23 protein-coding genes are annotated in these 25,239 nt (G+C 52.8%); 3 read left to right on the plus strand and 20 right to left on the minus strand.

The window, feature by feature from the left end:
• On the plus strand, nucleotides 1-258 hold a 258-nt coding region (locus KQI79_RS24950; protein ID WP_216541054.1), incomplete at its 5' end, for a hypothetical protein.
• A gap of 118 nt (nucleotides 259-376) precedes the next feature.
• Here KQI79_RS24950 and trxB read toward each other — a convergent pair.
• The 12 genes from trxB to KQI79_RS25010 all read right to left on the minus strand — a co-directional run bounded on the left by trxB (nucleotide 377) and on the right by KQI79_RS25010 (nucleotide 14,041).
• Entirely contained in the window at nucleotides 377-1,321 is a 945-nt protein-coding gene (trxB, locus tag KQI79_RS24955) for a thioredoxin-disulfide reductase (RefSeq protein WP_216541055.1), read from the minus strand.
• Nucleotides 1,322-1,376: 55 nt separating this feature from the next.
• Nucleotides 1,377-3,137, minus strand: a complete 1,761-nt coding sequence (locus tag KQI79_RS24960; RefSeq protein WP_216541056.1) for a tetratricopeptide repeat protein — start codon at nucleotides 3,135-3,137, stop codon at nucleotides 1,377-1,379.
• A gap of 109 nt (nucleotides 3,138-3,246) precedes the next feature.
• Nucleotides 3,247-4,197, minus strand: coding sequence for a ribose-phosphate diphosphokinase (locus KQI79_RS24965; RefSeq protein WP_216541057.1), 951 nt, complete (start codon nucleotides 4,195-4,197; stop codon nucleotides 3,247-3,249).
• A 108-nt stretch (nucleotides 4,198-4,305) separates the two neighbouring features.
• On the minus strand, nucleotides 4,306-5,130 hold the full coding sequence (gene hisJ / locus KQI79_RS24970; protein WP_216541058.1) for a histidinol-phosphatase HisJ: 825 nt from the start codon (nucleotides 5,128-5,130) through the stop codon (nucleotides 4,306-4,308).
• A gap of 16 nt (nucleotides 5,131-5,146) precedes the next feature.
• Nucleotides 5,147-5,842: a bifunctional phosphoribosyl-AMP cyclohydrolase/phosphoribosyl-ATP diphosphatase HisIE gene (gene hisIE / locus KQI79_RS24975; RefSeq protein WP_216541059.1), complete on the minus strand. Its 696-nt coding sequence runs from the start codon at nucleotides 5,840-5,842 to the stop codon at nucleotides 5,147-5,149.
• Nucleotides 5,839-6,597: an imidazole glycerol phosphate synthase subunit HisF gene (hisF, locus tag KQI79_RS24980; RefSeq protein WP_216541060.1), complete on the minus strand. Its 759-nt coding sequence runs from the start codon at nucleotides 6,595-6,597 to the stop codon at nucleotides 5,839-5,841. The genes hisIE and hisF overlap by 4 nt, the downstream gene beginning before the upstream one ends.
• 178 nt (nucleotides 6,598-6,775) lie before the next feature.
• Complete coding sequence (hisA, locus tag KQI79_RS24985; protein WP_216541061.1) at nucleotides 6,776-7,507, minus strand: 1-(5-phosphoribosyl)-5-[(5-phosphoribosylamino)methylideneamino]imidazole-4-carboxamide isomerase; 732 nt, start codon at nucleotides 7,505-7,507, stop codon at nucleotides 6,776-6,778.
• A gap of 1,474 nt (nucleotides 7,508-8,981) precedes the next feature.
• Nucleotides 8,982-9,617, minus strand: a complete 636-nt coding sequence (gene hisH, locus KQI79_RS24990) for an imidazole glycerol phosphate synthase subunit HisH (protein ID WP_216541062.1) — start codon at nucleotides 9,615-9,617, stop codon at nucleotides 8,982-8,984.
• 1 nt (nucleotide 9,618) lies between these two features.
• Nucleotides 9,619-10,251 carry an imidazoleglycerol-phosphate dehydratase HisB gene (gene hisB / locus KQI79_RS24995; protein ID WP_216541063.1) on the minus strand — a complete coding sequence of 211 codons (633 nt, stop codon included), beginning with the start codon at nucleotides 10,249-10,251 and terminating at the stop codon, nucleotides 9,619-9,621.
• On the minus strand, nucleotides 10,235-11,539 hold the full coding sequence (gene hisD / locus KQI79_RS25000; protein WP_216541065.1) for a histidinol dehydrogenase: 1,305 nt from the start codon (nucleotides 11,537-11,539) through the stop codon (nucleotides 10,235-10,237). Before hisD ends, hisB begins: the two co-directional genes overlap by 17 nt.
• 702 nt (nucleotides 11,540-12,241) lie before the next feature.
• Nucleotides 12,242-12,874 carry an ATP phosphoribosyltransferase gene (gene hisG / locus KQI79_RS25005; protein WP_216541066.1) on the minus strand — a complete coding sequence of 211 codons (633 nt, stop codon included), beginning with the start codon at nucleotides 12,872-12,874 and terminating at the stop codon, nucleotides 12,242-12,244.
• 15 nt (nucleotides 12,875-12,889) lie between these two features.
• Nucleotides 12,890-14,041: an ATP phosphoribosyltransferase regulatory subunit gene (locus KQI79_RS25010; RefSeq protein ID WP_216541068.1), complete on the minus strand. Its 1,152-nt coding sequence runs from the start codon at nucleotides 14,039-14,041 to the stop codon at nucleotides 12,890-12,892.
• A 282-nt stretch (nucleotides 14,042-14,323) separates the two neighbouring features.
• Between KQI79_RS25010 and KQI79_RS25015 the strand changes: the two genes are divergently transcribed.
• Together KQI79_RS25015 and KQI79_RS25020 are read left to right on the plus strand one after the other, a co-directional pair.
• Nucleotides 14,324-15,805 carry an MBOAT family O-acyltransferase gene (locus tag KQI79_RS25015; RefSeq protein ID WP_216541069.1) on the plus strand — a complete coding sequence of 494 codons (1,482 nt, stop codon included), beginning with the start codon at nucleotides 14,324-14,326 and terminating at the stop codon, nucleotides 15,803-15,805.
• Between the two features lie 11 nt (nucleotides 15,806-15,816).
• A complete protein-coding gene (locus KQI79_RS25020) occupies nucleotides 15,817-17,274 on the plus strand; it encodes a copper amine oxidase N-terminal domain-containing protein (protein ID WP_216541070.1) in 1,458 nt (485 codons plus the stop codon).
• 55 nt (nucleotides 17,275-17,329) lie between these two features.
• On the opposite strand, the gene KQI79_RS25025 is transcribed toward KQI79_RS25020, so the two are convergent.
• From KQI79_RS25025 to KQI79_RS25060, 8 genes are all read right to left on the minus strand, one after another.
• The gene (locus KQI79_RS25025) at nucleotides 17,330-17,812 is read right to left on the minus strand and encodes an acyltransferase (RefSeq protein ID WP_216541071.1); all 483 of its coding nucleotides are present in this window, start codon (nucleotides 17,810-17,812) and stop codon (nucleotides 17,330-17,332) included.
• The gene (gene ppaX, locus KQI79_RS25030; protein WP_216541073.1) at nucleotides 17,799-18,461 is read right to left on the minus strand and encodes a pyrophosphatase PpaX; all 663 of its coding nucleotides are present in this window, start codon (nucleotides 18,459-18,461) and stop codon (nucleotides 17,799-17,801) included. Before ppaX ends, KQI79_RS25025 begins: the two co-directional genes overlap by 14 nt.
• A 66-nt stretch (nucleotides 18,462-18,527) precedes the next feature.
• Complete coding sequence (lgt, locus tag KQI79_RS25035; RefSeq protein WP_216541075.1) at nucleotides 18,528-19,553, minus strand: prolipoprotein diacylglyceryl transferase; 1,026 nt, start codon at nucleotides 19,551-19,553, stop codon at nucleotides 18,528-18,530.
• 57 nt (nucleotides 19,554-19,610) lie between these two features.
• Complete coding sequence (hprK, locus tag KQI79_RS25040) at nucleotides 19,611-20,549, minus strand: HPr(Ser) kinase/phosphatase (protein ID WP_216541077.1); 939 nt, start codon at nucleotides 20,547-20,549, stop codon at nucleotides 19,611-19,613.
• A 170-nt stretch (nucleotides 20,550-20,719) separates the two neighbouring features.
• A complete protein-coding gene (locus KQI79_RS25045) occupies nucleotides 20,720-21,841 on the minus strand; it encodes an ABC transporter ATP-binding protein (RefSeq protein WP_216541078.1) in 1,122 nt (373 codons plus the stop codon).
• 92 nt (nucleotides 21,842-21,933) lie between these two features.
• Nucleotides 21,934-23,049 (minus strand): PucR family transcriptional regulator, encoded by a 1,116-nt coding sequence (locus KQI79_RS25050; protein WP_216541080.1) that lies wholly within the window; start codon nucleotides 23,047-23,049, stop codon nucleotides 21,934-21,936.
• A gap of 107 nt (nucleotides 23,050-23,156) precedes the next feature.
• Complete coding sequence (locus KQI79_RS25055) at nucleotides 23,157-23,969, minus strand: C40 family peptidase (protein ID WP_216541081.1); 813 nt, start codon at nucleotides 23,967-23,969, stop codon at nucleotides 23,157-23,159.
• A gap of 40 nt (nucleotides 23,970-24,009) precedes the next feature.
• Nucleotides 24,010-24,960 (minus strand): MraY family glycosyltransferase, encoded by a 951-nt coding sequence (locus KQI79_RS25060; RefSeq protein WP_216541082.1) that lies wholly within the window; start codon nucleotides 24,958-24,960, stop codon nucleotides 24,010-24,012.
• Nucleotides 24,961-25,239 lie beyond the last annotated feature (279 nt).

Consider the following 25,239-nt stretch of genomic DNA (forward strand, 5'->3'; position numbering starts at 1 on the left):
GTCCATGTTCATCAAAGAAGATTCGTTTTAGCACGTTCGTCTCCATATCCTAACCTTACCAAAAACAAAAACGAGGCGGAAGCCCTGCCCACCCCAAAATTTTATAAATTCTATAATGTTAAGCAAAACCGTCAGGATATGGGTCCTGACGGCCTTCGTTTCTCATGCTTCATGGGAGTATCGAGCCCCCCGTTAGGTAACTGCAATGATCCATTTATATTGGCCTATTCGGGTGACGCGGCAAAAGCGTACAAATAAGCCCTCCGACGAACGGATAACGGAAGCCATGTCCGCCTAAACAGCGAATAAGCGATTTTGACGCAAAATAACGGCCGTACGGTCCGGATAGCGATTTCTCGATGCAACGACAGTCCGATTAATTGCCGCTCCAATCGTGTACGGCGCTGCCTTCGAGGAATTTCTCGCAGTCCAGCGCGGCCATGCAGCCCGAACCCGCAGCCGTGATCGCCTGGCGGTATTTCATGTCCTGCACGTCGCCGCATGCGAAGACGCCCGGCACATTCGTTTCCGTCGTTCCCGGTTTGACGATGATGTAGCCGTGCTGATCGGTATCGATTTGTCCATCCAGGAACTTCGTGTTCGGCGTATGGCCGATGGCGACGAACAAACCGTCCGTTTCCAGCAATTCTTCTTCGCCGGTTTCGTTGTTCTTCACTTTCAGGCCGGTTACCCGATTCTCGTCGGCAACAACCTCAAGCGGAGTGCGATTGAGCGACCACGTAATCTTCTCGTTCGCACGCGCGCGCTCCTGCATAATTTTCGAAGCCCGCAGCTCATCGCGCCGATGTACCAGCGTCACTTCGGTCGCGAAACGCGTCAAGAAATTCGCTTCCTCCATCGCGGAGTCTCCGCCGCCGACGACGATAATTTTTTTCCCGCGGAAAAAGAATCCGTCGCAAGTCGCGCAGGTGCTCACCCCGCGCCCGACATTCGTTTTCTCGCCGGGGATGCCGAGATATTTGGCCGAAGCGCCGGTGGAAATTATAAGCGTCTCCGCTTCGAGCTCCCCTAACCCTTCAACGGTCAGCTTGAACGGCCGTTTCGACAGATCGACGCTATTGACCCAGCCCGTTTTGAATTCGGCGCCGAAACGTTCGGCTTGCTTCCGCATATTATCCATCAATTCGGGACCCATAATTCCTTCCGGAAAGCCAGGGAAGTTCTCCACGTCCGTTGTCGTCGTAAGCTGTCCGCCCGGCTCCGGTCCTTCGATAACCAGAGGCTTCAAGTTGGCGCGGGCCAAATAGATAGCCGCCGTTAAGCCGGCCGGTCCCGTCCCGATTACGATCGTTTTGTGCATAGTATGATGTCCTCCCTTGCGTCAATGACTATATTTAGAGGTTGTTACAAAAAAACTAGAATTTTTCCGTAAACGATGGAAAGATCGTCTCCATTTTCCGCTTAATGCCGCAAACTTCATCGATCCATTTCACATATTTGCCAACTGTGGAGACGGAAGTTCCGTACCGCTCCGCCACTTCCTGATAAGAGATGGAACGCCGGTGCATTTTGGCCGTCAAATATTCGAGCGCCGCCGCCCAGCCCTCCGCTTTATGAATCTTGGGCACGCTCGGATAAACCCGTGTCAGAAATTCCACCCACAGCGTCTGCAAATCATGCTGCTGCAGCATATCGTACCGTTTGCCCATCGTCTGCAAAGCTTTATCCAATACCGCCTGCCAACCGTCTTCCCAATCTGGAAGGCGGGTCGAAACCATCATGCCGTTCACCGTGGCCGCGACGTTGTCCAATACCGCCGGCAAAGGTTCGTCGACTCCCATCGAGCGCAGCACGAAGATCGCGACTTGCTTCAAATATTCGCTTTCGTCCGGCTCCAGCAGAAACGCTCGCAGCGCCTCTTCCACCTCATGGTCGGCGATCATGCCGAGCGCTTGAATGACCTGAAGCTTCGTCTGCTGATCTCCGTGCCTAAGCGCCCAGAAGAACGAAGAGCGAACCAGCGGATCGCGTTTCAAATGCTCGGGCAATCCGTCGCCTGATTTCTCCCACAGCCGGAATTGTTCCTCGAACGGCAAATGATAATGATAGCTGAACATCGATTTCCGTTTTTTCGTTTGTTTCTTGCCTTTCGCCGATTTCAATTGCCGGAGCTGATCCAGGTAAAAGCGCGGAATTTCCGAGCCGGGATCGAGCTTCTCGGCATGGCTCCACAAGCGGTAAGCCTCTTGGAACCGGCCGATATTGCATGCCGCCACCGCCGTATAATGGTACAAGCAAGGATCGTAATTGATTTCCGTATCTTTCAGAAGGCGGCGGAACAAGTAGTACGCATTCTCATGCTCGCCCAAAATCCCCATCGTCGTCGCCAGCTTGAAAGCATGCTCTTGATGAAACGGGTACGTCTTTTTTAATTGTTCCACAAGGGACTGCAATTCACTCTTCTTGCCTTCATGCTGGTAAAAAATCGCCAGATTGCATAAGGCGTGCAAGTTCCCCGGATCCAGTTCCAGCACTTCGTTGATCACGTCCATCGACTTATCGAATAAGCCCATGTAGTAATAAGCCAATCCCAGGTTGTTGCGTGCGGCCATAAAATCGGGCTGATCCTTGACCAACCGCTCGAGCAATTTGACCGCCTCGGAGAAACGCCCCTCTTCCAGCATCATCCGGGCTTGATCGTGTTCGTACAGCCCTTCGCGCGCACGAATGTTGCATAGGCGCGGCGGACGGTTCAACTCAAAGTGGAGGAGATCCATCATCTCCTCGGCTTCGATTAAGTATTGGCCGCTCTCGTCCTCTTCCAAATATTGAATGAGCGCTTCTTCCGCATCCTCGAACTGCTCCATATTGGCATAATTGTTCGCCATGTAGAAATAGCACTCCGTAAGGGTCGGATCGATCTGCTCCAGAACTAACCGCAGTATCCGGTTCGATTCTTCGTAATTGCCCATCTCGGACAAAATGCCCGCCATATTGCAGTGGTTGACGGGATTGTCCGGTTCATATTCGACGGCCCTGCTAAAATATTTCAATGCCTTGTCGTAATGATATCGATCCAGCGAACGGACTGCTCGCTCAAAGAAAAATGTCGCATCTAAATGTATCGGTATGATCTTGCTTCGCTGACGATCAGCCCGCAGCTTCTTCTCTTTCATCGCCAAGGCACCTCCTACGGTTTCAAGTAAAAATTCAAATCAACACAATTATAGCATAGAAATGGGAGTATATATAAACCCTATTTCAAGAAAATAGAAGGTTTGCCGCCTATACGCCGGCATCCCGGAACAGCGTGCTGATCGAGCCGCCGTTGGTAATAATGCGCGTCGCTTCCGCCAGCATCGGCGCGACCGAAATAATCTTGAAACGATCCGGCTTATTGTCCGGCAGCGTAACCGAATCCGTTACGACAACCTCTTTAATGTTTGGGTGATCCAAGCGTTCGATCGCCGAGCCGGAGAAGATGGGATGCGTCGCGCAGACGTATACGTCTTTGGCCCCCCGCTCCTTCAATCCTTCGACGACATTGACGATCGTCGATCCCGTATCGATCAAATCTTCGATAATAATCGGCGTCCGTCCTTCCACGTCCCCGATGACGTGCGTAATAACCGATTCATTGTGCGCGGGACGTTTCTTGATCATAATCGCAAAAGGGGAATCCAGTTGATTCGCCAGCTTCTCCGCGGTTGACGCCCTGCCCGCGTCGGGAGATACGATTACGGGGTTGTCGATCCGTTTCGTCTTCAAATATTCGCTAATCAGATCGAGCGCCGTCAGATGGTCGACAGGGATATTGAAAAATCCTTGAATCGCCGGCGCGTGCAAATCGATGGTCAATACGCGGTGCACGCCGACCGTCGTCAGCACATCCGCCACCATCTTCGCCGAAATCGGCTCGCGCGGCGCCGCCTTCCGTTCCTGGCGAGCATAACCGTAATACGGCATAATGACATTGATCGTGCGCGCCGAAGCCCGCTTGGCCGCATCGACCATCACCAGCAATTCGACAAAATGTTCATTGATCGGATGCGAGAACGATTGTACGATGAATACGTCGCAATTGCGAATCGTTTCTTCATAATGAACGTAAATTTCTCCGCTTTTAAATCTTGATAATTTAACATTTCCCTGTTTGATCCCGAGCACGTTGCATATTTTCGCCGTCAACTTCGGATTGGACGAGCCGGAAAACAGTCGTAACTTGTCGCTTGGCATGATACCCTCCCAAACATAATAAGAGACTATATGATTGCATGTGAAAGCGTGCGATATGTCGAAAGACCGCACATTATGACTTTATCCTCATTATACATTAGGAGGACTTTATATTTCAAAAGAAACCATCCGGCGTTGCCGCCGTTCGAATGTGGCCAGTTCCCTGAATCCGATCTCGTACAGCAGCGCGCGCGCCTCGTCCAAATATTGCGAGAGACGCTCCGGTTGATGAGCGTCTGACCCGATCGTCAGCGGAATGCCTTGCTGCAAGCAATATTCCAGCATCGGACGGCTCGGGAACATCTCGGCGCACGGCATCCGGAGGCCTGATGCGTTCAATTCGATCGCAAGCCCATTCTCTTTCACGGCATCGAGCGCCGCCTTTTCGAGCAGCTTTACTTCCGCTTCCCGGCTTGCGTCCGGGCCGTATCCGAATCGCTTGATCACGTCGATATGCCCGATATAATCGTACAATCCGGTACGGGCGGCCTTCTGTACGGCATCGTAATATTGCGCGTACACTTCGAACGGATCCCTGCCTTCCCATTGCGCGGTTTGCCGGAAATCCGTCACATCCCAATGCCCCAAGAAATGTACCGATCCAATGACGTAATCCCAAGGGTACGCTTCGACAATCCGGGAAATTTCTTCTTCGTATCCTTCGATATAATCGCCTTCCAGACCGACGCGGACGTCGATTTGGCCTTGATACTTCTCTTTCAACTGCAAGCATTCTTCCACATAACGCGGCAATTCGTCCATCGGCATCGCCATTTCCGGCAAATATTGCGCCGGATCGACATGAATGAGCGGCATATGATCGGAAAGGCCGATCTGCTGCAGCCCGATTTCAATTCCGCGTAGTACGTATTCTTCAAGCGTTCCTACGGCATGCCCGCAACGGGCATGGTGGGTATGGTAATCGATCCGCATAAGTTTCGGCCTCTCTTTATTCGGTTTTATTCGGTTGATCCGTTCGATAGTGGCGTCGTTCCAGTTCTTGCAGCACATCGTCGAGCGGAAGCTTTCTTTCTCTCAGCAATACCATCAGATGATAGATCAGGTCCCCGGCTTCGCAGCGCAGTTCGTCGTTGTCGCGATTTTTGGCCGCGATAATCACCTCCGCCGATTCCTCGCCGACCTTTTTCAAAATTTTATCCAAACCTTTTTGGAATAAATACGTCGTATAGGCCCCTTCCGGCCGTTCGGCGTCTCTTTCGGCGATCGTCGCTTCCAGCTTGGACAATACGGCGAAACGGTCCGTCTGGCTCTGAACCGCAGAATCGTTTGCAGCCGCCTCTCCTTTTAACTCCACCGGATTGAAGAAGCAACTGTACTTGCCTGTGTGGCAAGCCGGTCCTTGCTGCGCGACCCGTACCAGCAGCGTGTCTCCGTCGCAATCGTAATGCATTGACACGATGCGCTGCGTATGGCCCGACGTTTCGCCCTTATGCCATAATTGCTCGCGGGAGCGGCTCCAAAACCATGTTTCGCCCGTCTCTACCGAACGCCGCAGCGATTCCCGGTTCATATAGGCGAGCATCAGCACTTCTTTGCTTAGCGCGTCCTGCACGACAGCCGGCACCAATCCCGCTTCGCTCCAGCGGATTTGCTCTTCCAGAGCGGCTTGATTCTCGCTTGTCATCTTACTTCCACCCCTTTGCTTCTTAAATCCTGTTTCACTTCTTCAATCGTCATTTCTTTATAATGGAAAATGGTAGCCGCCAATCCCGCATCGGCGAGCCCTTCCGTAAATACGTCGTAAAAATGCTCTTTCCGGCCCGCTCCTCCGGATGCGATGACCGGAATGCCGACCGTTTGCGATACCGCCCTCGTAAGCGCAATATCGAAACCGTCTTTCGTGCCGTCCGCATCCATGCTCGTCAGCAAAATTTCGCCAGCGCCCAGCTTCTCCGCTTGTTTCACCCAATCCAGCGCTTTGATGCCGCTCGGCGTACGCCCGCCGTGCGTATAGACTTCCCATTCGCCCCACGCTTCGTTGAACTTGGCGTCTACCGCCACGACGATACATTGGGAACCGAATTTGCTCGCGCCGTCCGAGATTAACTGCGGATTTTTGACCGCCGCGGTGTTGATGCCGATTTTATCGGCGCCGGCGCGCAACAGCCGCTTCATGTCGTCCACATGGGAAATGCCGCCGCCGACCGTGAACGGGATCGCGATTTCGCCCGCCGTCTTCTTCACGACTTCGATCATCGTGGCGCGGCCTTCGACGGAGGCGGAAATGTCGAGAAACACTAGTTCGTCCGCCCCTTCGCGGTTATACAGCGCAGCCAGTTCCACCGGGTCGCCGGCATCGCGCAAGTTTACAAAATTGACGCCCTTGACGACACGCCCGTCTTTCACGTCCAAACATGGAATAATCCGTTTCGCCAACATTCCTGACACTCTCCTCTTCCGTGCGTTATTCCGAGGCGCTGCATCGGCAAACGCCGCTGTCGGGCAGGCCGGCCCTTGCGGGCCCGACAGCTGTGCCGGCCGTTACGATCGCACGTTGCCCTGGATGCGCCGACCGCAACTTCCTGCACCGACCGCTTCTATCCCTGCCTTATTCTTCTTAGCCGATTTCCCGAATCGCTTGGGCCAAATCGATGCTGCCCGTGTACAAAGCCTTGCCGACGATCGCGCCGCCGACGCCTTCCGCGCTATGCGCGGCAAGCCGCGTCAAATCTTCCATGCGGCTAACTCCGCCCGACGCGATGACCGTTCTTCCCGACACTTGCGCCAAGTTTAGAATCGCTTCCACGTTCGGGCCGCCCATCATGCCGTCGCGGGAAATATCGGTAAAAATAAACGTCTGCGCTCCTTTGGCCGCTAATTCCACAGCCAAATCCTCCGCCTTCACTTCCGACGTCGTCAGCCAGCCGCGCGTCGCGACAAGGCCGTTCCGCGCATCGATGCCGATGGCGACGCGTTCGCCGAACCGCTCCAGCACCTTCTCCACAAAAGCGCGGTCTTCAATCGCCGCCGTGCCGAGAATGACGCGGGATACGCCGAGCGATACGAGCCTGTCGACATCGTCGAAGGTACGCAAGCCGCCCCCAACCTGCACCGGCACGTTGACGCTGCGCGCGATGTCGCCGATCAGGGCGTCGTTGACCGGATGGCCCGCTTTCGCCCCGTCGAGATCGACGAGATGAATCCACGCTCCGCCTTTCGCTTCCCATTCTTTCGCTGCCTCGACGGGGTTGTCGTTATATACCGTCTCTTGATTATAGTCGCCTTGAACCAATCGAACGCATTTCCCCCCGCGAATATCGATCGCGGGATAAATTGTAAAGGATGACATAAACGTTTCCCCTAACATTTGATTTTTATTGCATCGCTGCGGCGCGCAGGGCGCCGAGCCGGAGACGACGAGTGCGGGCTTGCATCGCGTTTGCGCAGTTGCCCGCTCAATCGCGGCGCGCTTGCACGGCGATCGTGCAAACCGCACCTTCGCGCCCCGGTTTCTTTGTACGTCGTTCGGCGCGATATACCTGTCGCTCAGTGCGTATGCTTCCGTCCGGTGACGGCGCTCGTCGCGCCTTCTTAGCTCTCCCTCTGCCTAGAGCAAATGCAAAAATCAGGCTGTTGATAAACCCCGTTTTCCGCAAAGAGGGAGGAACAAAAACCCAGAAATGACGCGATTCCCCATTCGTAGTTTTTGTCCAAAAGCACTTTTTCAAGAGCCTGAAAAATACAGTTAATCCGCTCATTCCGCACTTTCCCCGCACCGGCGTTGCATTCACTTTTTTCAACATTGCAGGATCGCGGATACAGGAGACGCTAATTGTGACAAAAGGCCCAATTTGGGACAGTTTGCGGACATACGATCCTTTATTCGCGGTAAAAGCGTAAAAATAAGCCCTTCAACGAAGGAATAACGGAACCAGTGTCCGCCTAAACAGCGAATAAGGGGTTTTGACGCGAAATAACGGCCCTGCGGTCCGGATACCAATTTCCCGATGCAACGCTAGTGCTTTTCTTGGCAATTTACCTGCAAAAATCAGGCTGTCGATAAACCCCGTTTTCCGCAAAGAGGGAGGTACTAAACCCAGTACTGACGCGATTTTCCATTCATAGTTTTTGTCCAAAAGCACTTTTCAACAGCCTGAAAAATGCAGTTATTTGATCAATAACCGTTGTTCAGGAAAGTACCGGCTAAATATCCGCACTTTGAGTCAATTTCAAAATACCGCTTGGAGCCGACGACCCATCGTGTGCGCTAACGAAACGTATATACGCTAATCGCCTGTAAATCACCTTGTTGCTCGTTGTAACGAAACTGAAACACGCTATTGAAGGGAAAAAGGCGACAAAACCGCCGATTTCCTAAGAATAACGATACGTACTTTCGTTAAATTGGGAATGTCTTCATTTCGAGCCCAATAAGGATTGCCAGTTTCGTTAGCGACAACAAGGAGCGTAGGTCCGCGCGGATCGCTCTCGAAATAGAGGGAGGCCATGCCCTTCTATATAATGGATGCGCGTTGTACGAAATTTCGTATAAAAACAAAGCCGTAGTACCCAAAAAACGGAATCTTGTACGATTTTTCATACAAAATCTATGATTGCCCTGAAAAGACCGCCTTTTGTACGAAAAATCATACAAATCCGCAAAAAATCAGTTACATCATCGGTGGCGAGTAATGAAATTGACTCCTTTTGCAATGATCTCCTCCCATACCGCGAAGCTCGGGCATAATAGCTGTATTTTTGCAGTTATTGGCAACCGGCCGGCGTGACCTTGCCGGCATGCGCCGGCTCGCTTCCCGACCGGCCTAGTAGTTGCCGCTTGGGCTTGCTTGCCGAGCCAGTTCCAGGAAATTCCCGAGCAGGCGCATGCCGAGCTCCCCGCTCTTCTCGGGATGGAACTGCATGCCGTACACATTGCCGCGCCCGACGATCGCCGTGACCTGGCCGTTGTACTCGGTCGTGGCCAGCAGATCGTCCTCGCGCTCGGGCAAAGCATGGTAGGAGTGGACAAAGTATACATGTCCCTCCTCCAAGCCCGCCAGCAGCGGGTTGTCCGCCTGATGCCAACGCAGGCGGTTCCAACCCATATGCGGCACCTTGTACGTGCCGCCGGCAAAGCGCACCACGCGGCCCGGCAGAATGCCGAGCCCCGCGTGCTCGCCATGCTCTTCGCTGCGCGCGAAGAGCAGCTGCATGCCTAGGCAAATGCCAAGCAACGGCTTGCCATTTGCCGCGGCCTCCCGCACCACCGGCGCAAGCCCGGTGGCGCGCAGGTTGGCCATGGCGTCGCCGAAGGCGCCGACGCCGGGCAGCACGACGGCGTCCGCCGCCAGGATGGCGGCCGGGTCGCCGGTGACGAGCGCCTCGAATCCGAGGCGCTCTACGGCTTTGCTCACGCTGTGCAAGTTGCCCATGCCGTAGTCTACAATTGCGACCGCCACGCTACAGCACTCCTTTCGTCGAAGGAACCCCCTGCACGCGCGGATCGATGCTCGTCGCTTCGTCGAGCGCGCGGCCCAACGCCTTGAACACCGCTTCGATCATATGATGCGTGTTATGGCCGTAGTGGACGATGACGTGCAGCGTCATCCGCGCTTCCAGCGCCAGCTTCCATAGAAACTCGTGCACGAGTTCGGTCGAGAAGCTGCCTACTTGCGCGGACGGATATTGCGCCCGATATTCGAAATGCGGACGATTGCTCATATCGATGACGACCTGCGCGAGCGCTTCGTCCATCGGTACGAAAACGGATGCGTACCGCTTGATCCCTTTTTTGTCGCCGAGCGCCTTCTGAATGGTCTGCCCGAGACAAATTCCGATATCCTCTACCGTATGATGATCGTCGATATCGACATCGCCGCGCGCCGCGACTTGCAAATCGAATTGGCCGTGCTTGGCGAATAAATCCAGCATATGGTTCATAAACGGCACGTCCGTCTCGATCTCGACTACGCCCGTGCCGTCGACGGCAAACGACAGCTCGATGTCCGTTTCGTTCGTTTTCCGCGCGACGCTCGCGCGGCGAACGTCCCCATTTTGCGCCTGCGCAATGGCATCCTTATTGTTTTCCGACATGTGGGTTCCCTTCCTTCTCCAGGCGAATTTGTATTGCTCTTGCGTGTGCTTCCAGCCCTTCGTGCCGCGCCAGTTCCATAATCGTTCCGGCGCTCTCCATAAGTGCCTCTTTGCTATAATAAATCAAACTCGATTTTTTAATAAAATCGTCCACGTCAACCGGCGATGAGAAGCGCGCCGTACCGTTGGTCGGAATAATATGGTTCGGTCCCGCGTAGTAATCGCCGACCGGCTCGGAACTGTACGCGCCGACGAAGATCGCGCCCGCATTCTCGATCAGCCCGACGTAACGCATCGGTTCGTCGACCATCAATTCAAGATGCTCCGGCGCCAGCCGGTTGACGACGTCGATTCCCGCTTCAACGGAATCGACGACAATAATCGCGCCGTGATTGTCGAGCGAGCGCTGCGCAATGTCCCGTCGCGGCAAACCGGCAACCTGGCGTTTCACTTCGGCTGCGACGGCTTCGGCGAACGAGCCGGAGGTCGTCACGAGAATGGCGGACGCCATCTCGTCATGTTCCGCTTGGGACAGCAGATCCGCCGCCACGTACGCGGCATCCGCCGTATCGTCGGCGAGCACGACGATTTCGCTCGGCCCGGCGATGCTGTCGATGTCGACCGCTCCGAACACTTCGCGTTTTGCAAGCGCGACATAGATGTTGCCGGGTCCGCAAATTTTGTCGACCGGCGCGATCGTGGCCGTACCGTAAGCAAGCGCGGCGATCGCCTGCGCCCCTCCGACGCGGTACATTTCCTTCACCCCGGCTTCCGCGGCCGCCACAAGAATATAAGGATTGATTCCTTCCTGTCCGCCCGTCGACGGAGGCGTAACCATAACGATTTCCGGCACGCCCGCCACCTGCGCGGGAATGACGTTCATCAGCACCGAGGAAGGATAGGCCGCTTTCCCTCCAGGCACGTATACCCCTACGCGGCGCAACGGGCGAATGATTTGCCCGAGCAGCGATCCGTCCGGCTGAACATCCATCCACGAACTGCGCTTTTGCTTTTCGTGATAGACGCGAATTTGCCGCGCCGCACGGCGGATGGCTTCCACAAAGGACTCCTCTACCCGTCCGTACGCCGCCTGGATCTCCTCTTGCGAAACGCGCAATTCCGCCGCCGTCAGCCGCGTGCGATCCAGCTGCTCGGTATACCGCAGCAGCGCCGCATCTCCTTCCGCCTTCACGTCTTGCACGATTCGGCGCGCGGTCTCGTTCTGCTCCGGCGTTCCGTATTCGACGTCACGCTGCAGCGTAAACTGCTCTGCCGCAACAATCCGCATGAGATTTCCTCCTTCAACATCGCGATAATATAATAAACCATATACTTAAGGACCAACTATACCTAATTAGTACCCTTAGAGAGTCAAAATTTCTGCAAATATCGAGGCCAAGCGTCATTTTGGAACGAAAATGCCTTATTAGCCACTGGCGTTGCATTAACTTTTTTCAGCAAATATTGAGACAGATATGTGGATTACGGTGCTATTCCTTCAAATTCTTCTGCCGCCCTGCTCCCCAAGTTCGCGGACACAGGAGACGCTAATTGTGACAAACGGTCCGATTTCGGACCGTTTGCGGACATACGATCCTTTATTCGCGGCAAAAGCGTACAAATAAGCCCTCCGACGAACAGATAACGGAACCACTGTCCGCCTAAACAGCGAAAAAGCAAGTTTGACGCAAAATAACAGTCGTACGGTCCGGATAGCAATTCCTCAATGCAACGCCATTGCTTATTAGCGAATTTCAATTCCTTATTAAGGTACATTCGTTCCGTATCGAGCCGGTGCGAGATTTAGCAGCGAGCAAAAAGATACTTTCCTTAGCACAGTCTTATCCACACCAAGCCAAAGCGCATCTTTTTATGCAAACGGCTTCGTACATTCGCTCCCGAAATACGTAAGCCATTGCACATCCGTCACCCAACAAAAACGATACCTTCCTTCGCAACGGAACGATATTCCCTGTCAGCTTCCCGCCCGCTACGATCCGACGGGAATCACTTTATGCAATTGATCGCATAACGATTGAATCGCCCCGTTTTTCATGCGGTAACTTACGCGATTGGCGATCAGGCGGCTTGTAATTTCGAAGATCGTCTCTTGCTCGACCAATCCGTTCTCGCGCAGCGTCTGGCCGGTTTCGACCATGTCGACGATGCGATCCGCCAAGCCGATGAGAGGCGCCAACTCGATCGAGCCGTTCAGCTTGATCACTTCCACCTGCTGCCCCTGCTCGCGAAAATATTGCGAAGCGACATTCGGGTATTTCGTCGCCACGCGCGGATGGATGACCGGCTCCCAATCGGGCAGGCCGATGACCGACATCCGGCAGCGGGCAATCCCGAGGTCCAGCAACTCGTACACATCTTTATTCTCTTCCATTAATACGTCCTTGCCGACGATGCCGATATCCGCCACGCCGTATTCGACATAAGTCGGCACATCGACCGGTTTGGCCATAATAAATTCCATATTCGCTTCCGGCAACGATACGATCAGTTTGCGCGAATCGTCGAAATCGGCCGGAATCGGCAAGCCGGCTTCGGCAAACAACACGGCGGCTTGCTTATAAATACGCCCCTTCGGCATAGCTACTTTTAACGTTTCTTGCATCTGCTCCGATTCCTCCTATCGCCTTTGGTCCGTATCCGCTTCGCTTCCGATCGCGGGAAGATCCATCCGCTGCGTCACGACAGCCCGCCCTTCCGCGCGCAAGCGTTCCGCCTCGCGGAGCGCCTGCATCCGATTCCCGGCGTCGTACTCAATCACGACCGGAGCCGTCCGCTCCGCCTCGCCCGCTCCGCCGACGATTTCCAATATGCGCGTCGTCTTCAGCGCGAAGCCCGTGGCGGGCGCCGGTCGGCCGAACTGCTGCAGCAAGTTGTCGTACCGCCCCCCGCTGCATACCGGAAAGCCCAATTCTTCCGCGTATCCCTCAAACGTCATGCCCGTATAATACGAGAAATCGCCGATCATCGTCAAATCGATCATCACCCGGTCTTGCACGCCGTACGCTTCAAGCACTTCCCATAATTCGCATAAATGGGCGATGGACCGCTTAGCCAGCGGATGGCCGCTTACCGTCAACGCTTGATCGCATACTTCCTGCCCCCCGCGCAAACGCAATATGCCTTCCAGTTCCTCCTGCTGCTCCGCCGGCAAATCCAATCCGCGGATCGCTTGGCGGTAACCGACATAATCGCGCGCCAGCAAGCATTCCTTCAGCATCGCCTGTTCCTCGGCACGCCCGGGCACAATTTCTTCGAATAATCCGTTCAAAAAGCCGACATGGCCGATCGCGATTTTAAACTGCTCGACTCCCGCAGCCTGTAGCGACGCAATTGCCAGCGCGACGACTTCCGCATCCGCATCCGCCGACGGATCGCCGACCAGTTCGACGCCGGTTTGGAAAAATTCCGCTTCCCGCCCCGCCTCTTCTTCGATCGAGCGGAATACATTGGCATGGTAAGACAGCCGAATCGGGAAAGACTCTGTTTTCAATAAGGAAGAAACCACTCTCGCAATCGGCGCCGTCAAATCCGAGCGAAGCACCAACGTAGTGCCGCGGTTATTCAGCAATTTGTACAGCTTGCGATCCGAAGTGGAGCTCGCCACGCCGACCGTATCGTAAAACTCCAGCGTCGGCGTAATAATTTGCCGGTATCCCCAACGCTCCATACATTCCAGCACGCTGCGTTCGATGTTCCGCAGCTTTGCTACCGCGTGAGGCAAATAATCTTTGACGCCAGCCGGTTTCTCAAACACCTTCGGTTTAGACATATGTGCCACCTCTATTGTATCCTTTAATATATTAAAGTGCTAACAAGTTACCATACTGCCAAATTAAAGATTAATCGTTATATTACCATGTAATACGCTTTAGCGTCAATCGCCAATATTACGAAACATGCCGGTATACCGCTCCGCGAACGTTTGTTTATAAGAAAGCGGCACCGGAATTAGGGTTGTCCCACGGAATCACTCATTGTGCGCCCCATTATTTTCTAGTATAGTTATAAGATTAGAGGATATGGCCGACATGATTCAAGGGGGTACATCTTTTTGCTATTTAATTCCTATGTCTTTATATTCGCTTTTTTACCGGTAACGACCGTCGTTTATTTCCTGTTGAACCGTTTCCGGTATACGGTTGCCGCCAAAGTATGGTTGGCCGCCGCATCGTTGTTCTTTTACAGCTGGTGGAATATTGCTTATCTGCCTCTTATTCTAGCATCTATTACGTTTAATTTCTGTATCGGCCGCCTGCTGCAGGTCAAAACCGCCGTGAGCGCGCCCAATCTTCCGGCCGACGACAATATGCCCGCAGCGGATGCGGCCAAATCCGAAACGGCGGCGGCAAGCGCCATGCCTTCTCTTTCGTCGCGGCTGAACCGCAAAGCGGTTCTTATTATTGGCATCGTCTGCAATCTTCTTCTTCTCGGATATTATAAATATGCGGATTTTCTTATCGCCAATATTAACGGTCTCACAGGCGCTTCGCTGCCGCTGCTGAAGCTGGTGCTTCCGCTTGGGATCAGCTTCTTCACGTTTACGCAAATCGCCTATTTGGTAGACGCTTATAAGGCCAAGTCGCGGGAATACAACTTCATTAATTATGTATTGTTCGTTACGTTCTATCCGCATCTGATTGCCGGGCCGATCTTGCATCATTCGGAAATGATGCCTCAATTCGATCGTCTAAGGAACAAAATATTTCAACTTTCCAATGTGACGCGCGGGCTGTTCGTGTTCAGCATCGGCCTGTTCAAAAAAGTCGTCATTGCGGATACATTCGCCATCTATGCGAACTATGGCTTCGATCAGGCGCAATATTTCGTCGAGAGCTGGCTGACCTCGCTTTCTTATACGCTGCAGCTTTATTTCGATTTCAGCGGATATACGGACATGGCGATCGGCGCGGCGCTGTTCTTCAACATCAGGCTGCCCGACAATTTCAACTCGCCGTACAAAGCGCTGAGCATTCAGGACTTCTGGCGGCGCTGGCATATGACGCTCAGCCGGTTTCTGCTCAATTATATTTATATTCCGCTCGGCGGCAACCGCAAAGGGCTGCCCCGGACGCTAACGAATCTCATGCTGACTTTCATTATTGGCGGCCTGTGGCACGGTGCCGGATGGACCTTCTTGTTCTGGGGATTTTTGCACGGCGCCGCGCTGATCGTCCATCGCTTATGGCAAAAAGTCGGCAAGCCCTTGCCTAAGTGGCTGGCATGGTTCATTACGTTTCAATTTGTCAATGTGGCATGGGTTTTCTTCCGGGCCGGCGATTGGAGCGACGCGATTCGGATTTTGAAAGGCATGATCGGCCTGCAAGGGTTCGCACTGACAAGAATGGACTTCTATCCGCAATGCGCCCTGCTGGTGATCGCGTTTATGCTGATCGCCCTATTTGCCAAAAATTCGGGCGAACGCATGGCGGCCTTTCGCCCCGGTTGGCGGACGGCGGCTTTTATGGCGGTTGCTTTCATCGTATCGTTGCTCTATTTTAACAAAATCAGCGAATTTCTATACTTCAACTTTTAGGGGGGAACCGTATGTCCCGGACCGGAGGAAGCAAATATTCAAAAAAAGCGTACCGGCGAACTCTGGGTCAATTTGCGGTCATCGCCGTAAGTTTGACCATCCTGATATGCGCCGTAACATACATATTCGATCCGCTGCAATTTTACCGGAAAGCGACGTTCTATACGCCGGTCTTCTCCACCGAAGAACGGTACCAAAATCCGGGCTTGGCCAAAAACTACGATTACGACACGATCATCATCGGCACATCGATGACGCAAAACTTCGTTCCTTCCTATGTCGATCGCGTATTGGGCGGGAAAACGATGAAATTGTCGATGGAAGGCTCCACGGCGAACGAGCATTATTTAATCGCCAAGCGAGCAATCGCGACGGGCAAGGTGAAACGCGTCTTGTGGGGGCTCGACTATTTTTCGCTGAAAGCGCCGAACAAACAGGATCAAGAGTCGTTTCCTTACTATTTGTACGACGATAATCCCTGGAACGACATTCATTACTTGTTCAACATTTCCACGGCCGAGACCGCGGCGACCAGCGTCGCCAAGCAACTGTTGTCCAAGGAAGCGGCAAACGACCTCGACATGCTGAACAATTGGGATCGCTACGCCAAATACGGACAGGACCAGGTTTTGGAAAACTGGCGGAACGCGCGCAATACCGAGTTTTCTTTTCAAACGAACGAAGAGCCGCTGGACTTTATCAAGAACACGTTTGAAACCAATATTATATCTTTGATCGAGCAGCATCCGGAAATTGAATTTATCGTCTACTATCCGCCTTATACGATTTTGCGCCATCAGCTATGGAGCCAAATTAACGAGCAGCGCTACGAGAATCAGTTGGAAATGAAAAAATATATGTTCGAAAGGTTCCATGCGTTCCCGAACGTGAAGCTGTACGATTTCCAGGCGGACAGCGACATTACGTACAATCTGAATGCGTATAAAGACTTATCCCACCACTCGCAGGCGATCAATGAAACGATCATCGACAGCATTGCGCGGGATGACGAGAAATATAGAGTAACGCCGCAAAATATCGATCGTTTCATCAGCTTATTGGAGCATCAAGTTCATACGGTTGTCGTCGACGATCAGAACGAGATTTACAATTTAACCGTGCAAATTGACGGAGAGACGAAATCGTTCTCGCTCATCCAGGCGAAAGCGGACGGGGAAGCGATCGTACCGTTGAAGGAAGCGGTCGCTCTGCTGGGAGCTTCGTTCGAATGGGACGCCGCGGCGAAGAAGGCGGTCATTAAGCGGGGAGAACGGAGGGCGGAAGTCATCGTCGGCCGTAGTAACGCGCAAGTGGACGGCGCCGACGTTGTCATGGCTCATTCGCCTGCGATCGTGAACGGCCGTACGATGATACCGCTGCAGTTCGTGGCGAAAGCGTTGGGCGGAACAGCCGAGCGAGTCGGCACTTCCGCGGTCGATTTCCAGATCGAAATCGCGATGCCGTCTTAACGGAACGGCCATTTCCCGCATACATGAAAAAAACGTAAACCGCTTCAAACGCGTCTTACGTTTTTTTCATGTCCCGGAGCGGATTGCCGCCGACAAACGCCCCCGGCGCAACATCCTTATGTACGATGGAACCGGCCGCCACGACGGCATTGTCGCCGATCGTCACGCCCGGCAGCACGGTGGAGTTGGCGCCGATCATGACGTTGGCGCCAATTCGCACGTCGCCCAGCCGATATTCGGAAATCAAATATTCATGCGCCAAAATGGTCGTGTTATAGCCGATGACCGAGTTATCCCCGACGGTAATGCGCTCGGGAAAGAACACGTCCACCATGACCATCAGCCCGAATGCCGCGTCTTTGCCGACGTTCATGCCGAGGATCCGCCGGTAAATCCAATTTTTCAACCCTAGCGAGGGGCAGTATCGGGCGATTTGTATGAAGATGAAATTTTTAACGCCTTTCCATGGACTGACCGTGCGGTAAATTTGCCGGAGAGCATTCCGCCCCTGAACCGGGTACCGCTCAAGTTTTCTCAACTGAATCCCGCTCCAATCCGGCAAACGGATACAAGTCCCGCATATCGTAAATGATATGCTTCGGTTCGAACTGACGCAACGCGTCTTCCCCCTTCAGCGACCATGCGACGGCGACCGATACGGCGCCGGCCGCGTTCCCCGATTGGATATCCGCCGGGCTGTCGCCCACCATCATTGTCGTCGCCGGATCGGCACCTAATTGTTCCATAGCGATAAGAACCGGTTCCGGATGCGGCTTCGGATGTTTGACATCATCGATGGTAACGAGCGTATCCATGTATGGAGCGAGTCCGAACATCTTCAGCGCCCGCTCCGTCGTTTCGCGAATTTTCGTCGTCACGACGCCCATTCGCACGCCATGGCGATGCAAACGTTCGATGACCTCTTTAACATGCGGAAATTCCTTCACGAGCTCGTCATGCTTGTCCCGATTATACGAACGGTAAGCGGCAGTGAATTCGTCGACATCGTCCCGTCCGGTAAACAACCGCATTTGATAGTCAAGCGGCGTTCCCATATGGGGAATGATCTGTTCGCGCGAAAAATCCGGCGGAACATGGCCCTTCAATACATGCAGAAAGGTTTGAATGATCAGTTCGTTCGTATCGACGATCGTTCCGTCCAGGTCAAATAACATCGTTTTGATCATGTTGCAATGTTCTCCTTTGTCGCTTATATGCGGTGTACGTACTTTCCACTCACTCAATGTTCCGGTTTACTCCTGCGGCGCGTTATTGCCGTTATCTTCCCGCTCGTCCGTCGCCGGCGTCTCAGATGCCGATGGCGCCTCTTGTTTGTCTGCCGCAACGGCATTGGTTTTGGAAGGCTTCGTCGAAACGATCGGCGCACTATAAGAAACGGAAGCATAGCCTTTCACGCGGCGCACGACGATGACCAAGATCGCCCCCAAGATTAAAAGAATAGCGAGCAATTGAGATATCCGGACGTTGCCGTACAACGGATCCAAGTGGCCCGGTTCGAAGCCCAACAGCCTCATTGGCGACCATAATCCGTCGACGAACGCCGCGAGCCACTCCGGACCGCGGAACGCCAAACTGTCTGTGCGCAGCATCTCGATAAAGAAACGGCCGAAAGAATACCAGATAAGATAAGACATAAAAATTTCGCCCGCGCGTACGAAAGTTCGACGCCGCAGCACAAACAGCAATAAGATCCCGACCAAATTCCATATCGATTCATATAAAAAGGTAGGATGATGAAAAATGCCGTTTACATTCATTTGATTGACGATAAAATCGGGCAAGTGCAACGTTTCGCGCAAGAACGATTCCGATACCGGTCCCCCGTAAGCCTCCTGGTTGACGAAATTGCCCCAACGGCCGATCATTTGTCCCGCCAATAAGGAAGGCGCGCAGACGTCGACGATCCGCCAAAAATTGTAGCCCTTATGCCGTACGTAGAAGAACGCGCATATGACCGCACCGATCAAGGCGCCGTATATGGCGATACCGCCTTCCCAAATGGCCACAATTTCGCCCAAATGATATTGATAATAATCCCATTTGAACGCGACGTAATAAATCCGCGCGGCAATGATAGCCGACGGCACGCCAAGCAAAAGCAGGTCCATAAAAAAATCCTGCGGGATGCCGAATCGCTTGCCTTCCCAAATCGCCAGCAATAAGCCGACTAACGCCGCAGTCCCCAATATAAGGCCGTACCAATGCACCGAAAGCGATCCGATGGAGAAGACGACCGGGTTTAGTAACAAATATTCCATACCTCACACTCCTTAATACAGCAAATTCAAATCTAACGATAGATCCGCGCTAATGTTTTAGTCCAGATCGTCCGCATCGTCTGCAATCGTTTCCGTTAATTTATTCGTAAATTGCAGCGCGGCATTATACCCCATACGTTTCAGCCGGAAATTCATTGCCGCCACTTCGATAATGACCGCAAGATTTCGCCCGGGGCGGACGGGTATTGTAACAAGCGGAATATCCGTGTCGATAATGCGCGTCATCTCTTCGTCCAGTCCGAGACGATCGTATTGCTTGTCTTGCTGCCACGCTTCGAGCTTGACGACTACGCTAATCTTTTTATTGTTTCTGACCGCGCCCGCGCCGAATAATGTCATTACATTGATGATACCGACCCCGCGAATTTCGAGCAGATGGCGAATCAGTTCCGGAGCGGTCGCATGCAGTTGAAAATCGGATGTCTGCCGAATTTCCACGGCATCGTCGGCGACGAGGCGATGTCCGCGCTTTACAAGCTCCAGCGCCGTTTCGCTCTTCCCGATACCGCTGCTCCCTGTAATCAGCATGCCGACGCCGTATACATCGACAAGCACGCCGTGGATCGTAGCCGAAGGCGCCAGTTTCTTCTCCAGAAAGTTCGTGATTCTACTTGTTAAGATCGTTGTCGGCAGACCGGAGCGAAGCAACGGAATTTGCCGTTCTCCGGACAAATCCAGCAATTCTTGCGGAACGTCCAAATTACGCGTAATAATAATGCACGGCGTCTCTTCCACGCAAAAATGATTCATCCGGTCGATGCGCACTTCCGGGGATAACGTTTCGAAAAATGCAAGCTCGGTTCTTCCGAGCAATTGTACCCGATCTTTCGGATGGTATTCGAAATAGCCCGCCATCTCTAGTCCTGGGCGGTATAAATCGTCTACGGTGATCGCCCGTTTCAATCCGTCCTCCCCCGCAACGACTTCCAATTGGAATTGTTGCACCAATTCCGCCACTTTCACCTTCTTGGGCATAGGTTTCACTCCTTTTCCATTGTACTCATCGTATCCGAATTTGAGCGTGAAATCAATCTTTTGCGCCGGCCCGCCCTTGACGGACCGCTCTGCATCGCGAAATGAACGACAAAAAACCGCCCTATCAAAGGACGGTTTTGTTATCACGCCGGGTCGGCGCCGTTTTAGGTTTAGGATTGGAAAATGTTCAATTCGGACTCTTTGTCGAACACATGAACTTTGTTCATGTCGATCGCCAATTTCACGTTGCTTCCTTCTTTCAGGCTGGAACGTCCGTCTACGCGTGCGATAACGGTATCTTTGCCCACGCCGTTCAAGTAGAGCAACAATTCTTGACCCAAGTACTCGGATACTTCAACATGCGCGTTGAAAATCGTGTTCGGCGAAGCTTCCAGGAATACAGGCTCTTCGTGGATATCCTCCGGACGAACGCCTAGAATAACCTCTTTGCCTACGTAACCTTTTTCTTTCAACGCTTGCGCTTTGCCCGGAGCCACTTCCACGTCCAGACCGGTCGCTCTGAAATGCACTTTGCCGTTCGACTCGACCAAAGAACCTTCGATGAAGTTCATCGTCGGGGAACCGATAAAGCCGGCAACGAACAGGTTCTGCGGATGGTTATACAACTCTTCCGGAGAAGCCGCTTGTTGAATCACGCCGTCTTTCATAACGACGATTCTGTCGCCCATCGTCATCGCTTCGATTTGGTCGTGCGTTACGTAGATACAAGTCGTTTCAAGACGTTTTACCAATTTCGTAATTTCCGCGCGCATTTGTCCGCGAAGTTTCGCGTCCAAGTTGGAGAGCGGTTCGTCCATCAAGAATACTTGCGGTTCGCGAACGATCGCGCGTCCCAAGGCAACGCGCTGGCGTTGACCCCCGGACAATGCTTTCGGTTTGCGGTCAAGCAAATGTTCGATGTCCAGAATTTTCGCAGCTTCGCGTACGCGTTTGTCGATATCGTCTTTTTTGAATTTACGCAATTTCAAACCAAAAGCCATGTTCTGGTATACGTTCATATGAGGATACAATGCATAGGATTGGAATACCATCGCGATATCGCGATCTTTCGGTGCTACATCGTTTACAACGCGGTCGCCGATATACAATTTGCCTTCGGAGATTTCCTCCAAGCCTGCGATCATCCGCAATGTCGTCGACTTACCGCAACCGGAAGGACCGACCAATACGAGAAATTCTTTGTCTTGAATATCAAGATTTACATCAATTACGGTCGCCTTATCAGATCCGGGATATTTTTTGTAAATATGTTCTAAACGTACGCCTGCCATCCGAGTTTCCCCCTAAACAAAAGTTTATTTTTTCATATTCCTATCTTATCACTACAGCCTATGAAAACACTATATACATACTTTACAAAAAACTACTTCCTTTTCGTTACTTTATACAATAGCAATGTAAGCTTGACCAGCACGGCATCGCCGAACGTGCGAACGTCAAGTCCGGTCTCTTGCTTGAATTTATCCAAACGGTACAGCAGGGTGTTGCGGTGAATATATAATTTTTTGGCGGTGTCGCTGACATTGCAATCCAATTGAAAGAACGTTTCCAACGTCGTGAACGTCTCGGCGTCGGAGAAGATATCGGTGTTTTGCATCGCTTTCTCTACAAATGCGGACCGCGTTTCGTCGGGGATGCTGTATACGAGCCGTTCCAAATCCAACTGCCACGGCATATGGATATTCTCGGTTACATGAAACAATCGGCCCAAAAAAACAGTCTCGCGCAGCAGCGTCGTCGCGGCAACCAAGTCCAGCTCGGGGTCGATGGACGTATCGATGGACAATCGGCATTCGCCCGCCCATTCGCTGGCAAGCAATTCATACAAGCCGCGGCAAAAGGAAGCGACCGTATCCTCCGGCCCTTCCGCCCCTTCATCCGTTCGATCCTCATCGGGTGCTGCGCCGAAGACCATTTCTTCCGGGCATAGAATCAGCCATTCCTTGTCATGCAGCGGAATCAACAGCACTTCGCCGCCAAAATACGTTTTGAGCAGTTTAAACAGTTCTCCGTACGGCGTTCGCTGCGATTGGCTGCTCTCCAGTACGAGCAGGAGCGGAATCATTTTGCTGCGCAAACGGCTTTTCAAAGCGATTTGGTCAGGAACGGGGATCGCCTCGTAAGGAGCGCCGTGATCGATTTGTTGGTTGATCCATTCTCCCAATTGCAGCGCTTTCCGTTCTTCGTCGGATACGGTTGCCGCAAGCTTGCTCGCCGGACGGACCGATTGCAGCAGCAATTCGATCAGTTCGCGTTCGGAGTCGGTCAACTTTTTTTCGACAGAAATCGCTTCCACCGCGTTCCCTTCCCGTTTCCACAGGAATACGACACGATCCGCCAAGTCCAAACTTTGGCCTTCGCCGGAAGCTTGTCCGTTTTCGCCGAATAAACGAATCCATTCGTTTGCAGTAAACTTTTCCACGGTCATGGGGGAATGCAAAATACGTTCCAAGCGCTGCTTTATTTTGTCCATTCTCATCGTTTATGTCTCGCCCCCGGCTACCATTATCGAATAGAATTATAATCTTATTGTAACATAAAACAAAAGGAGACTGTCATATGCCTTCCGCCAGTCTCCTGATTGCTCTATTGTATAATGCGCCTTGCCGTCACATACCGCTGCGCCCATACGCCCCGGTCGATATCGGTATACTGCACGCCGCCTTTTTTATAGGTATGTATCATCCGCCCGTTGCCTGCGTAAATCGCGACATGTCCGATTCGGTCCGGCTCTTGCCTGCCCCTGAAAAACAACAAATCCCCGACTCTCAATTCACTCTTCGATACCTGAATTCCTTGTTTCGCCTGCTCGCGCGAAATGCGCGGAAGATCGATATCCGCCGTTTGCGCGAATACCGTCTTCACAAAGGACGAGCAGTCGAACGATTTGGTCTGTCCGTATTTGGCTCCGTATACGTAAGGCGTCCCAACGAACTCTTCCGCTCGCAGCACGATTCCAAGCCTTATTTGATCGGATTCGGACAGGAGCCTGAGCACGCCGATCAATTTGGCATCCGACAGCAACTGCTGCAAGGGCCGTTCGACGAGCCTATCCCCCGACCGGGAGATCGCCACGCGATTGTTTCGCGTGTACACTCCCGCAAATTCGGGCTCGGATCCGCCGAAGAACAACAAATCCCCCGTTCGGAATTCCGTACCCGTCCGAACGGTCATGTTAGCCAGCTTCGCAGGCGGCAAGCCGCTTCCTTGTCGGTAAAGCTCCGGCAAAGAAGAGGGAAGCCTAACATGTAAGGCGGAGTAAAGGTCTTGAATGAACGCGATGCTGTCTTCGGCGGGCGGCTGCCCGGCACGATGGGCATGCGACGGCGATACGTTTCCGCATACTATCGTCAATGCTGCGAGCATCCCGATGATCATACGAAAATAACGCGGCAACATAAAAGTCGATTTCCTCCTCAAACGATGTGCGATGTTTTCCTTACGGATAAACCATCATGAAAATTAATAGGGTCACAATCGATAATAAGCCGAATAAAGCGGCAACCAAATATAAGAACGATACCGTCTGCGACTGGGAAAGTCCCCAACGAAGCAGCGCATGATGGGTATGAAGCTTGTCGGCGCGATGCAGGCCTTTGCCATGAAGAAGGCGGCGGGTGAATACGATCACGGTATCCATAATCGGGAAGCCTAACGCGAGCGCCGGGACAAGCATGGACACAAGCGCCGCGCTTTTATAGGCCCCTTCCATCGAGACGATCGCCAGCGTATATCCGAGGAAAATAGCGCCGGCGTCGCCCATGAAGATTTTGGCAGGCGGGAAATTGTAAAGCAAAAAGGCGATGCAAGCCCCTGCGATGACTGCCGCCGATACCGCCGTTTCCGTATCTCCTCGCAAGATGGCCACGATAAAAAGCGTTATCGAAGATATCCCTGCTACGCCCGCAGCCAATCCGTCGACCCCGTCTATAAAGTTCATCATATTCGTGATGGCGAACACCCATATGACGGTAGCAATCCAAACGAACCAATCCGGAAACAAAATCATGCCGGGACGCCACAGATTGCGCATGCCCGAAATTTCAATGCCGAAAAAGAGAGGTACCGTTGCGCTAGCCAAGTAAACGATAATGCGCGGCCAAACGGGGAATTCGCGCTGAAGCGATTTATACCGGTCGTCCAGCAGCCCGACGAGCAGCAGCAGCGTGCCTCCGATTACAATCGTCCAAGTTAGCGGACCCAATCCTTTCAGGGCGATGAGGGCGATAAGGCAGCCTGCATAGATCGCCGCCCCTCCGAGAAGCGGAACGGCGTCGCGATGAATTTTCCGTTTGCCGGGCCGGTCGACGAATCCGGTTCGTACAGCCAACCGCTTCATCCAAGGGACAAGAGCTAGCACAAATGCAAAGCTCATTGCCGCTCCAAGCATATATGCCACCGAATTACCTCCTGCCGTCGTCCGTTTCAAACCCTGTTTTTTTATCGTCCCCTATTGTAAGAAAATCATACGGTTTGCGGGCAGTTATATCCGTCTATCCTTTCCCGGGCACATTAAGAAAAACGCCTGACGGCGTCCTTTAAGTTCGTGCATCTCCGTTCATACGTACCAAAGTAAGCTGGGGTATGGGGATCTTCTTCCCCTGTCCCCAGTCTACTTTTTCACATCATTTATCCTGTATTCATAGCCATGAACTCCTTTGTAATAATC

The sequence above is a fragment of the Paenibacillus sp. MSJ-34 genome, assembly GCF_018918005.1.
Classification (GTDB): domain Bacteria; phylum Bacillota; class Bacilli; order Paenibacillales; family Paenibacillaceae; genus MSJ-34.

Excerpts from the sequence above, each read along its gene's own strand:
- KQI79_RS24960 (WP_216541056.1), bottom strand. The coding sequence starts at position 3,137 with ATGAAAGAGAAGAAGCTGCGGGCTGATCGTCAGCGAAGCAAGATCATA.
- hisJ (WP_216541058.1), bottom strand. The coding sequence starts at position 5,130 with ATGCGGATCGATTACCATACCCACCATGCCCGTTGCGGGCATGCCGTA.
- hisD (WP_216541065.1), bottom strand. The coding sequence starts at position 11,539 with ATGCGGATTGTTGCGGCAGAGCAGTTTACGCTGCAGCGTGACGTCGAA.
- hisB (WP_216541063.1), bottom strand. The coding sequence starts at position 10,251 with ATGTCGGAAAACAATAAGGATGCCATTGCGCAGGCGCAAAATGGGGAC.
- KQI79_RS25045 (WP_216541078.1), bottom strand. The coding sequence starts at position 21,841 with ATGGCAGGCGTACGTTTAGAACATATTTACAAAAAATATCCCGGATCT.
- KQI79_RS25060 (WP_216541082.1), bottom strand. The coding sequence starts at position 24,960 with ATGCTTGGAGCGGCAATGAGCTTTGCATTTGTGCTAGCTCTTGTCCCT.
- KQI79_RS24965 (WP_216541057.1), bottom strand. The coding sequence starts at position 4,197 with ATGCCAAGCGACAAGTTACGACTGTTTTCCGGCTCGTCCAATCCGAAG.
- KQI79_RS25050 (WP_216541080.1), bottom strand. The coding sequence starts at position 23,049 with ATGAGAATGGACAAAATAAAGCAGCGCTTGGAACGTATTTTGCATTCC.
- ppaX (WP_216541073.1), bottom strand. The coding sequence starts at position 18,461 with ATGATCAAAACGATGTTATTTGACCTGGACGGAACGATCGTCGATACG.
- hprK (WP_216541077.1), bottom strand. The coding sequence starts at position 20,549 with ATGCCCAAGAAGGTGAAAGTGGCGGAATTGGTGCAACAATTCCAATTG.
- hisG (WP_216541066.1), bottom strand. The coding sequence starts at position 12,874 with ATGCAAGAAACGTTAAAAGTAGCTATGCCGAAGGGGCGTATTTATAAG.
- KQI79_RS25020 (WP_216541070.1), top strand. The coding sequence starts at position 15,817 with ATGTCCCGGACCGGAGGAAGCAAATATTCAAAAAAAGCGTACCGGCGA.
- lgt (WP_216541075.1), bottom strand. The coding sequence starts at position 19,553 with ATGGAATATTTGTTACTAAACCCGGTCGTCTTCTCCATCGGATCGCTT.
- KQI79_RS25055 (WP_216541081.1), bottom strand. The coding sequence starts at position 23,969 with ATGTTGCCGCGTTATTTTCGTATGATCATCGGGATGCTCGCAGCATTG.
- hisIE (WP_216541059.1), bottom strand. The coding sequence starts at position 5,842 with ATGACAAGCGAGAATCAAGCCGCTCTGGAAGAGCAAATCCGCTGGAGC.
- hisA (WP_216541061.1), bottom strand. The coding sequence starts at position 7,507 with ATGTCATCCTTTACAATTTATCCCGCGATCGATATTCGCGGGGGGAAA.
- hisF (WP_216541060.1), bottom strand. The coding sequence starts at position 6,597 with ATGTTGGCGAAACGGATTATTCCATGTTTGGACGTGAAAGACGGGCGT.
- trxB (WP_216541055.1), bottom strand. The coding sequence starts at position 1,321 with ATGCACAAAACGATCGTAATCGGGACGGGACCGGCCGGCTTAACGGCG.
- KQI79_RS25010 (WP_216541068.1), bottom strand. The coding sequence starts at position 14,041 with ATGTCTAAACCGAAGGTGTTTGAGAAACCGGCTGGCGTCAAAGATTAT.